1 protein-coding gene is annotated in these 1,428 nt (G+C 71.1%); it reads right to left on the reverse strand.

Translation table 11 applies throughout. From position 1 onward, the window contains the following. Nucleotides 1–21: 21 nt before the first annotated feature. Nucleotides 22–1,227, reverse strand: a complete 1,206-nt coding sequence (locus ACFVX9_RS39780) for an IS110 family transposase (protein ID WP_380488131.1) — start codon at nucleotides 1,225–1,227, stop codon at nucleotides 22–24. Nucleotides 1,228–1,428: the final 201 nt, after the last annotated feature.

A 1,428-nucleotide genomic window follows, 5' to 3' on the forward strand; every position in this document is an offset into this window, starting at 1 on the left:
CCTGGAGTCTCAATGATGAAGTCAAGATGCCTGCGCGACCGGTGGGGCGGAGGTGAAGATCCGGTTGTCGCGCAGGAGCGCCCACAGCACGTTCGTGCGTCGGCGGGCCAGGGCGATGACCGCCTGGACGTGCTTGCAGCCCTCAGCGCGCTTCTTGAGGTAGAAGTCCCGGTTCGGTCCCTCGCGGATGGTGCTGGTCTGCGCGGACAGGTAGAACACCCGGCGCAGGCGGCGGCTGTACCTCTTCGGTCGGTGCATGTTGCCCGTGCGGCGGCCGGAGTCGCGGGGCACAGGGACGAGCCCGGCGGCGGAGGCGAGGTGGCCGGCATCCGCGTAGGCGCCCAGGTCGCCCGCCGCGACGACGAACTCGGCCCCGAGGATGGGACCGATACCGGGCAGGGACTCGATGATCCCGGCCTGCGGGTGGCTGTGGAAGGTGTCACGGATCTGCTGGTCGACGTGCTTCAGGCGGTCGTCCAGGGCCAGGATCTGCGTGGCCAGGTCGGCGACGATCCGGCCCGCAGTGTCCTCGCCGGGCAGCACGGTGTGCTGGGCCTCGGCGGCCTCCAGTGCGGCGGCGGCCACCGTGTCGGCACCGCGGACGCCGCGGTTGGCCAGCCACGCCGTGAGCCGGGCCCGGCCCCGGCGGCGGATCGCCGCCGGACTCTGATAGCCGGTCAGCAGGACCAGCGCACCCCGGTGGGAGGAGTAGTCGAAGGCCCGCTCCAGCGCGGGGAAGATCCCGGTCAGCACATCGCGGAGCCGGTTGATCATCCGCACCCGGTCGGCGACCAGGTCGGTACGGTGCGCGGTCAGCAGCGCGAGGTCGGCGGCCAGCTGAGCGGGCACGCCGATCGCGGCGAAGTCCCGGCGGTGCCGGGCGGTCTCGGCGATGACGTAGGCGTCACGCGCATCCGTCTTGGCCTCGCCCCGGTAGGCGCCGGACATGCGGTTGACGGTCCGGCCGGGCACGTAGACGGTCTTCTGGCCGTGCGCGGCGAGCAGAGCCAGCAGGAGAGCCGAAGCGGTGCCGGAGATGTCGACGGCCCAGTGGACCTCGTCGGCCAGGGCCAGGATCTCGCCGAGCGCGGTCAGGATCGCCGACTCGTTGTTGTCGACCTTCCTCGACCACAGCGTCGCCCCGGCCTCGTCGACCACAGCCGCCCAGTGATGGCCCTTGCCCGCGTCGATGCCGGCCCAGACCCGGGCCCGTCGTTGCTCACTCATCGGCCTCTCCTCGTCTCCGACAGCATGCCGCCGGCCCGAGGAACACCCCGCTGTCATCTCCGTAATCAGCGACCGAAACGCACATCTCAATCAGCAGCCAGGGCGCCCCGGAGAGCCGGACGGCCACTCCAGGGAAGCCACGGTCGGCAAGAACCCATCAGCCACATCCGGCCCTCCCGGGCCACCTAACACCTTACGGAG

The sequence above is a fragment of the Kitasatospora sp. NPDC058243 genome, assembly GCF_042882025.1.
Taxonomy (GTDB): domain Bacteria; phylum Actinomycetota; class Actinomycetes; order Streptomycetales; family Streptomycetaceae; genus Kitasatospora.

Coding starts and splice junctions, on each gene's coding strand:
- ACFVX9_RS39780 (WP_380488131.1), bottom strand. CDS start 1,227: ATGAGTGAGCAACGACGGGCCCGGGTCTGGGCCGGCATCGACGCGGGC.